At 61.7% G+C, this 8,155-nt stretch carries 9 protein-coding genes; 4 read left to right on the top strand and 5 right to left on the bottom strand.

Annotated elements, in window-relative coordinates; all coding sequences use genetic code 11:
* The coding region (locus P8X48_03100; protein ID MEJ2106304.1) for a hypothetical protein at nucleotides 1-847 on the top strand (847 nt) is incomplete at its 5' end.
* A 112-nt stretch (nucleotides 848-959) separates the two neighbouring features.
* Here the strand turns inward: P8X48_03100 and infA are convergent.
* The 5 genes from infA to P8X48_03075 form a co-directional block, all read right to left on the bottom strand.
* Nucleotides 960-1,178, bottom strand: coding sequence for a translation initiation factor IF-1 (gene infA / locus P8X48_03095; GenBank protein ID MEJ2106303.1), 219 nt, complete (start codon nucleotides 1,176-1,178; stop codon nucleotides 960-962).
* Between the two features lie 148 nt (nucleotides 1,179-1,326).
* Nucleotides 1,327-1,557, bottom strand: coding sequence for a hypothetical protein (locus P8X48_03090; protein MEJ2106302.1), 231 nt, complete (start codon nucleotides 1,555-1,557; stop codon nucleotides 1,327-1,329).
* Between the two features lie 62 nt (nucleotides 1,558-1,619).
* The gene (locus P8X48_03085) at nucleotides 1,620-2,354 is read right to left on the bottom strand and encodes an arginyltransferase (protein MEJ2106301.1); all 735 of its coding nucleotides are present in this window, start codon (nucleotides 2,352-2,354) and stop codon (nucleotides 1,620-1,622) included.
* A complete protein-coding gene (aat, locus tag P8X48_03080; protein MEJ2106300.1) occupies nucleotides 2,351-3,073 on the bottom strand; it encodes a leucyl/phenylalanyl-tRNA--protein transferase in 723 nt (240 codons plus the stop codon). Before aat ends, P8X48_03085 begins: the two co-directional genes overlap by 4 nt.
* A gap of 17 nt (nucleotides 3,074-3,090) precedes the next feature.
* Nucleotides 3,091-4,230 (bottom strand): GNAT family N-acetyltransferase, encoded by a 1,140-nt coding sequence (locus P8X48_03075; GenBank protein ID MEJ2106299.1) that lies wholly within the window; start codon nucleotides 4,228-4,230, stop codon nucleotides 3,091-3,093.
* Nucleotides 4,231-4,411: 181 nt separating this feature from the next.
* On the opposite strand from P8X48_03075, the gene sucC reads away from it, so the two are divergent.
* Genes sucC through P8X48_03060 form a run of 3 tightly spaced genes read left to right on the top strand, consistent with a single transcriptional unit; the run spans nucleotide 4,412 to nucleotide 8,088 of the window.
* A complete protein-coding gene (gene sucC, locus P8X48_03070) occupies nucleotides 4,412-5,596 on the top strand; it encodes an ADP-forming succinate--CoA ligase subunit beta (protein MEJ2106298.1) in 1,185 nt (394 codons plus the stop codon).
* The gene (gene sucD / locus P8X48_03065; protein ID MEJ2106297.1) at nucleotides 5,593-6,462 is read left to right on the top strand and encodes a succinate--CoA ligase subunit alpha; all 870 of its coding nucleotides are present in this window, start codon (nucleotides 5,593-5,595) and stop codon (nucleotides 6,460-6,462) included. The genes sucC and sucD overlap by 4 nt, the downstream gene beginning before the upstream one ends.
* Complete coding sequence (locus P8X48_03060) at nucleotides 6,463-8,088, top strand: NAD+ synthase (protein MEJ2106296.1); 1,626 nt, start codon at nucleotides 6,463-6,465, stop codon at nucleotides 8,086-8,088. It begins immediately after the preceding gene.
* Nucleotides 8,089-8,155: the final 67 nt, after the last annotated feature.

Here is an 8,155-nt window from a genome sequence, read left to right as displayed (position 1 = left end):
CAACTTCACGTGGGTGGGCAACCAGCTGATGTTGGAGCGGTTCTCAAACGGCATAAACCAAACCGGTGCCATCCTCTCTCCGGCACCGCCACCGTTGGCGCTTCCCGGGGAAGCATCCTGGGATTCGTCCTTTGGTGCCGCGCGTGATACCGGTCTGGAGGTATTTGACTGGTTCAAGACCGGCGATTGGGAGCATAGCTATGCGCTGATGATCGGTAATGGCGCCGGCCTCGAGCCGTACACCTCGGAAACTGTAGAGGGGCAGCACGATATCTATGCCTACTGGTCTTCGGAGTGGGTATTTGGCGGCCATGGGCCGTTCCAGCAGGGATGGAAAACCTTCGTCTGGAGTCAGACCGGCAAGCGTCAGCTCGACAACACCGATGATGGCGTGGCGAATCCCACGGTCCACGATCGCAACCGTTACGGTATCGGTACCCGCTATCGCCGGGGCGACTGGCGTGTGACCGCGGAGTATATGGCCGGCAAGGGCATGATCTTCCAGGGGCCCGAGAAACCGAACTTCGCTATCGGTGGTGGTTCGGGCCTGGACGGCAAAGCCAATGGTTACTATGCCGATGTCGGCTACTACATCCCGGGCTCCAACTGGGAAGCCGATCTGCGCTATGACGTGTACAACCGGTCCACGGAGAGTGCAGCCATCGCGGCGCAATTCAAGCGCACGACAATCGGTGCGCAGTACCACCTGAACAAGAAGTCGCGGATTATCCTGAACTATGAAATCCGGTCGGCCGAGACCACCGGTTCCGCACCGCTGGGACCCCTGGTAGCTGGATTGGCTCAGATCGGGAACCGCTACGGCATCCAGATCACCACGATCTTCTAGCCGCAAGATTCGCTGCAACGTTCGCGTTGCACGACGCTATCTCGACCCCGGTTCGCCGGGGTCTTTTTTTGCCAGTGAAGACTAGGGGGCCACCGGGAGGACCGGCGCGGGTCTAGCGGGTGCGGAAGACGATGCGGCCCTTGCTCAGGTCGTAGGGGGTGAGCTGCACGGTGACCTTGTCACCGGTGAGAATACGGATGTAGTGCTTGCGCATCTTTCCGGAGATGTGGGCCGTGACTACATGGCCGTTCTCCAGTTCGACGCGAAACAGGGTGTTGGGCAGGGTCTCGACTACGACCCCTTCCATCTCGATATGGTCTTCTTTTGCCACGCTTCTCCTCTTGGATTTCTCTAAATTCCGGCCAAAATACGCTTCCGCGGCCGATTGCGCGCGTATGATGCCGGATGCGTCAGGAGAGGTAAAGCGCCGATTCCCGGGAAATCCGGGGCGATGGTGGTGAAACCCGGTGTGGCGGGGCTCAGGCGCTGTCGCGTTCCGCGACCGCGCTCCACGACACATGCGGGTGGATGCTGTCGGAGCTGAGAACCACGCGCATGCCCAGAAAGCGGGTCAGTTCCAGGTAGCGGGTATAGGCTGGAAGGCTGTCGCGTAGTTCGGAATAGTGGCGGGGGTGGATGGTGAGGATGTTGGGGCGATAGCCGTGTCTGGTTTCGAAAGCGCGGATGAGCCGGTACAGATGGCTGAGCATTGCGCGACTCCTTTTCCCGGGGACCGGGTTTTGGGCGTACCCAAAGTATAGATCACGGTTTGTTACGGATTTGCGTCAAACGAAAAATCCCGCCATTCGCCATGCAAAAGGGCCTGCAAGGGATGGTAGTTGGTCTTGTAGCTCATCTTGGGTGATTCCCCAATCCAGTAGCCGAGATAGAGATAGGGCAGGCCAAGGCGGCGCACCTCGTCAATTTCCCACAGGATCCCGTACACCCCGGGACCCCGGTGCTGTTCGTCCGGGTCGAAAAACGTGTATACCGCCGAGAGCCCGTCGTCGAGCCGATCGGCGATGGCCACGGCGATCAGTCGGTCGGGGTCTTCGCGGGGACGAAATTCAAACACCTGGGTCTCAAAATCACTGCTGAAAAGAAAGTCCCGATATTGCAGTGGATCGCCGACGTCCATGCTGCCGCCACGGTGCCGGGAACTCTGGTAACGGCAGTACAGGTCAAAGTGAGACTCCCGATATCCGCCTTCCACCGTCTGGACAATCAGGTCGGAATTGCGTTTCCGGTTTCGGCGCTGTGCCCGTGACGGGGCAAAGCGATGGACCGGGATGCGTACCGGGACACAGGCGTTGCATCCCTGGCAGTGAGGCCGGTACACGAGGCCGCCGCTGCGGCGAAAGCCCGTCTTCACCAACTCCGTGTACTGCCGGCGGGAAAGGGGGACGTGGGGATCGACGAAGAGCGTGGTGGCGATACGATCGTCCAGGTATCCACACTCGTGGGGCATGGACAGATAGAGATCCGGGATCTTCTGCGAGACCGTCATTGCTTGCCCCTGGTGCGGTCCATGAGTCTCTCATCCAGGGTCCAGGGGCCGATCCGCGTCGGCGACTCCAGGGCCCGGGCCAACAACTCCATGAACCGGGTTCGTCGAATCTCCACCGCGCCCAGGCGAAGAATGTGGTCCGAGCTGACCTGGGCATCGATGAACAGAAATCCCCACGCCTGCGCCTGCCGTGACAGTGCCACGAGCGCGACCTTGGAGGCATCGGTGCGCCGATGAAACATGGATTCGCCGAAAAAGGCCCGGCCCAGTGACAGGCCGTACAGGCCGCCTGCCAGTTCACCGTTTTCCCAGACTTCAACCGAGTGTGCATATCCCTTGCGGTGCAGATCGATATAGGCCTGCTGCATTTCCGTTGTAATCCACGTGCCCTTTGCACCGCGACGCAGCCCGGTTTCGGCACAGGCCGAAATCACGTCTTTGAAAGATGTATCCATGGTGATGGTAAAACGCCCGCGGCGCAGGGTCTTGCGCAGGCTGCGGGAGATGTGAATCCGGTCCGGGAAGAACACGGCCCGCGGATCGGGGGACCACCAGAGAATGGGCTGGTCGTCGCTGTACCAGGGAAAGATGCCGTGGCGATACGCAGTCAACAGGCGCTCGCTGCGCAGGTCCCCGCCGACGGCCAGCAAACCCTCCGGAGAAGCCAGGTCAACCGGCGGGAAGCGGAGCTCGTCGTTATCAAGCGATAAAAGAAACACGCCAGGACTCCGCGTAGCTAGCCACGATAGGGCGAGTGTTCGTTGAGATCATCCATATAATGTTCCATGCCGATGCGTTCCCGGGCGAGATAATCGGAAACGGCCCGCTCGAACTCGGGATGCGCCAGCCAGTGCACGGACCACGTTGGCGTGGGCAGGAAGCCGCGGCTGAGTTTGTGTTCGCCCTGTGCGCCCGCTTCGAAGCGTTGGATGCCTTGTTCGATGCAGTAGGCTATGGGGTCATAATAGCAGGTCTCAAAGTGCAGACTGTGAAACTCCTCACTGGAACCCCAGTAGCGCCCGTACAGGGTATCGCTTCCACGCAGGAACAAGGCACCCGCCACATGCCGATCCTCGTAGCGGGCAAGAATCAACAGCACCTGATCCGGCATGGTGCGGCCAAGTTCGCGAAAGAACTCCAGATTGAGATAGGGCATGGCGCCACGGGAGCGTATTGTGTTCAGGTAGAAACGATGGAATCGCTCCCAATGCGCATCGGTGGCCTCGTTCCCGGAGATCCGTTCCAGCACGATGCCGGCCTCGCGTACATAGCGCCGTTCGCGTTTCACCTTCTTGCGTTTGGCGGCGGAGAAACCGGAAAGGAAATCGTCGAAGTCCCGGTAGTCACGATTGTGCCAGTGAAACTGCATGCCGGTGCGCCGCAACAGGCCCTTGCCTTCCAACAGGCCCGTATCCCTTTCGTTCGTGAACAGCCAGTGCAATGAGGAAGCGCCGGTTTCCTGCGCGACGGTCAATGCGCCGTCCACCAGGGCCGATCCGATCCGCGCATGGTCCTGGTCCGGGGCAACCAGAATCCTGGGCCCCGTCGCTGGTGTGAAAGGCACGGCCACGACCAGTTTCGGGTAGTAGTGAAGTCCCGAGCGCTCATAGGCGTCGGCCCAGGCCCAGTCAAATACGTATTCGCCGTAGGAATGTGTCTTTAGATACATGGGCACCGCGCCCAGCAGTCTGCGGTCGCCGTTGTCGTCGGACAGCAGCACCAGGTGGCGTGGCTCCCAGCCACTGCCGGCTCCGACACATCCGCTGTGTTCCAGGGCGGACAGGAATTCATGGCGCAGGAAAGAATTGCCCCCGGTGCAGGCATTCCACTGTGCGGAATCGACGGAATCCAGGCTGGAGGTGACAGTCAGCTGCATGGTGAACCTTCTCGTCGATGGGTAATACGCGACCAGACGGGTTTATGATAACGGATTCCCGTCAGCACGTTCCCGCAAACTGTTCGCGGAATTGCGCCCGGGATGGGGCGGTCGACGACGGACGTGTTTTGCACGAAAATAGCGTCCGTTTCGCGAAAACAAGCACAAAGGTTTCTTTTCGATGAATTTACATGAGTACCAGTCCAAGTCCCTGCTGGCTACTGCCGGGATTCCGGTGCCGGCGGGGAAGGCGGCCTTTTCCGTGCGCGAGGCCCTGGCCGTGGCCGAGGAGCTGGGTGGCAACGACTGGATCGTGAAGGCGCAGGTGCACGCCGGCGGTCGCGGCAAGGCGGGCGGCGTGCGTCCGGTTCAGGGACGGGCTGAGCTGGAGAAGGCGGCGGACCAGCTTCTGGGGACGAGGCTGGTGACGGCCCAGACCGGTTCCGAGGGGCAACCGGTGGAGCGCATCCTGGTGGAGGCCCCGGTCGCGGTTGATCATGAATACTATGTCGCCTGTCTGGTGGATCGCAGCCGCGCACGGGTGGTGTTCGTCGCCTCGGCCGAGGGCGGAATGGACATCGAGCAGGTGGCGGCCACTGCACCGGAGAAGATCCTGCGTGCCGTGGTTAATCCCGTCACGGGTCTGCAGGCCTATCAGTGCCGCGAGCTAGCCTTTGCCCTGGGTCTGCGCGACAAGCAAGTCGGCGCCCTGACGCGGATCATGTTGGCCATGTACCGCCTGTTCCTCGAACGGGACCTGAGCCTGGTGGAAATCAACCCGCTCGCCCGCACGACCGCAGGTGAACTGCTGGCGCTGGATGCCAAAATCAATGTCGATGACAACGCGCTCTTCCGCCAGAAGCAGATTGAGGAGTGGCGCGACCCGACGCAGGAAGACCCGAAAGAACACAAGGCGCATCAGTTCGGTCTGAACTATGTCGCGCTGGACGGCGAGATCGGTTGCATGGTGAACGGTGCTGGCCTGGCCATGGCGACCATGGATCTGATCCAGTTGCACGGCGGCCGTCCGGCGAACTTTCTCGATGTCGGCGGCGGCACCACCTCGGACAAGGTCGCGGAAGCGCTGAAGATTATTCTTTCCGACGAAAAGGTACGCGCCATCCTGGTCAATATCTTTGGCGGTATCGTGCGCTGCGACCTCATTGCCGACGGGATCATCGCCGCGGTGCGTGAGGTAGGCCTGGCCTTGCCGGTGGTGGTGCGCCTGGAAGGCACGAACGCCGATCGTGGACGCGAATTGCTGGAGAGCAGCGGTTTGGACATCATCACCGCCGCCACGCTTGCCGATGCCGCGGCCAAGGTGGTTGCGGCGAGCAGTGGCGCGGCCGTGGAGGCGGACGCATGAGTATTCTGGTGGACAAGAATACGAAGGTGATTTGCCAGGGTTTCACCGGCAAGCAGGGCAGCTTTCATTCCGAGCAGGCGCTCGCCTATGGAACCAATCTTGTCGGCGGCGTAACCCCGGGTAAGGGCGGACAGACCCACCTGGACCGGCCCGTGTTCGATACGGTTCGCGATGCGGTGGCGGAAACCGGCGCCGACGCCAGCATGATCTATGTGCCGGCGGCCTTTGCTGCCGATTCCATCCTTGAGGCAGCCGATGCGGGAATTCGCGTGATCGTGTGCATCACCGAAGGGATTCCGGTGCTCGACATGCTCAAGGTGAAAGAGGCCCTCAACCGATATGACGCCAGGCTCATCGGACCCAATTGCCCGGGAGTGATCACACCGGGCGCGTGCAAGATCGGCATCATGCCTGGCGCGATCCACCAGCCGGGTCGCATCGGTATCGTTTCCCGTTCCGGCACGCTGACCTACGAGGCAGTTCATCAAACCAGTCAGTCCGGTCTGGGGCAGAGCACCTGTGTCGGTATCGGCGGTGATCCCATTCATGGTATGGGCTTCATCGATTGCCTGCGTGCCTTCGAAGAAGACCCGCAGACCGAAGGTATTATCATGGTCGGTGAGATTGGCGGCGAAGCGGAAGAAGCCGCCGCGGCCTATATCCAGGAGCACGTAAGCAAGCCGGTGGTGGCCTATATTGCCGGTGTGACCGCGCCGCCCGGAAAGCGCATGGGACATGCGGGCGCCGTGATCGCCGGCGGCACCGGAACGGCGGAAGAAAAGTATCGCGCCCTGGAGGCGGCGGGCGTGCACACGGTCCGTTCGCCTGCGGAGATGGGCGAACGACTGCGCGAGGTCCTGGCCTAAATGCCGCAACAGCTGCGCGTAGTCATGGCGCAGATCAATCTGCTGGTGGGCGATGTGCATGGCAATACATCGCTGATCCTGGATGCCGCGCGGCGGGCGCAGGACGAGTTCCGGGCCGACGCAGTCGTCTTCCCCGAGTTGGCGCTTACCGGCTATCCGCCGGAGGATCTGCTGTTGCGTCCGGAGCTGTACGAACGGGTCGTCCGGGCCCTGGAGCGGATTCGCGAGGCAAAACTCGGGATCGACATCGTCGTTGGCTACCCGACGCTGGACGGCGGGCGGCACTACAACGCGGCATCGGTCATCCGCAACGGTTCCGTCATCGCCACGTACTACAAACAGTGCCTGCCCAACTACGCGGTCTTCGATGAAAAGCGCTACTTCACTCCCGGCACCGAATCGATTGTGTTCGACCTGAAAGGAATCCCGACCGGGCTCACCATTTGTGAAGACATCTGGGAGCCCGGCCCGGCCGCAGAAGCGGTCAAACAGGGTGCCCGTTTGCTGTTGAACCTGAACGCATCGCCGTACCACATGACCAAATGGCGGCAGCGGGAAGAGGCTGTGATCCACCGCTCGCGCGAGACCGGTGTGCCCGTGATCTATGTGAACCTGGTCGGCGGGCAGGACGAGCTTGTGTTTGACGGCGACTCGTTTGTGGTCAACGGTGAAGGGGTCGTGACCCAGCGGGCGCCGGCATTCGAAGCGGGCCTCGTTGCCGTGGACTTGCACGACGGCGTGCCAGTAGCCGCGGAGCGTGCTCCCGAACTGGCGGATGATGAAAGCGTGTATCGCGCCATCGTCCTGGGAGTCCGGGACTACGTGGACAAGAACGGCTTTCCGGGTGTGGTGCTGGGCCTGTCCGGTGGCATCGATTCGGCCTTGACGCTGGCGATCGCCGTCGACGCCCTGGGGCCGGAGCGGGTGGAGGCGGTGATGATGCCGTCCGCCTATACGCGCGATATCAGTGTCGAGGATGCCAAAGTCGAGGCGGGAAAACTCGGCGTTCACTACACGGTGATTCCCATCGCGCCTGTGTTCGAGGCCTTTTTGGGCGCGCTGGAGGACAGGTTCCGGGGATTGCCGGTGGATGTTACCGAAGAGAATCTGCAGGCGCGTATCCGGGGCACCTTGCTGATGGCGATCTCCAACAAATCCGGGGCCATGGTGCTGACCACGGGCAACAAGAGCGAGATGGCCGTCGGCTACGCGACCCTGTACGGGGACATGGTCGGTGGCTTCGGTGCGATCAAGGATGTCCCCAAGACCCTGGTCTATCGCCTGGCGCGATACCGAAACGCGATCGGTGAAGTGATCCCGACCCGGGTGCTGACCCGGGCCCCGTCGGCGGAACTGGCCCCTGACCAGGAGGACACGGACAGCCTTCCCCCGTACGAGATCCTGGACCCGATCCTGGAGCGCTACGTCGAGCATGACGCTTCGGTCGAGGACATCGTTGCCGCTGGTTTCGACGAGGCGATCGTGCGGCGGGTGGTGCGCATGGTTGATCGCAATGAGTACAAGCGTCGCCAGGCGGCGCCGGGGGTGCGCGTGACGCCGCGGGCGTTTGGTCGGGACCGCCGCTATCCCATTACCTCAGGGATGGGCAGGGAGGAAAGCAGGTAGAGTTATGTTAAGGTATAAGAAACGGGAGAAAGCCGGAGAGCATCGGCTCCCCCGGACAACAGGACAG

It is taken from the genome of Acidiferrobacteraceae bacterium, assembly GCA_037388825.1.
Classification (GTDB): domain Bacteria; phylum Pseudomonadota; class Gammaproteobacteria; order Acidiferrobacterales; family JAJDNE01; genus JARRJV01.
The sequence above is the reverse complement of the archived record's forward strand: the minus strand, read 5'-3'. Positions and strand labels throughout refer to the sequence as shown.